This is a genomic window from Enterobacter sp. UNJFSC 003, from assembly GCF_036903355.1.
Lineage (GTDB): Bacteria > Pseudomonadota > Gammaproteobacteria > Enterobacterales > Enterobacteriaceae > Enterobacter.
Map to the genome: position 1 here is coordinate 1 of NZ_JBAKHK010000375.1, position 231 is coordinate 231.

The 231-nt window shown below is 51.9% G+C and carries 1 protein-coding gene; it reads left to right on the forward strand.

Annotated elements, in window-relative coordinates:
- The coding region (locus V5P19_RS24620) for an inorganic phosphate transporter (protein WP_334408126.1) at positions 1–231 on the forward strand (231 nt) is incomplete at both ends.

The window sequence follows — 231 nt, forward strand, 5'->3', positions numbered from 1 at the left end:
GTGGTGATGGCGGCATTTTTTAACTTTTTTGGCGTGTTATTGGGCGGACTTAGCGTTGCCTATGCCATTGTCCATATGTTGCCAACCGATTTGTTGCTGAATATGGGGTCAACCCACGGCCTGGCGATGGTCTTTTCCATGCTGCTGGCGGCGATTATCTGGAACCTGGGAACGTGGTTCTTCGGTTTACCGGCCTCCAGTTCGCACACCTTGATTGGTGCGATTATCGGC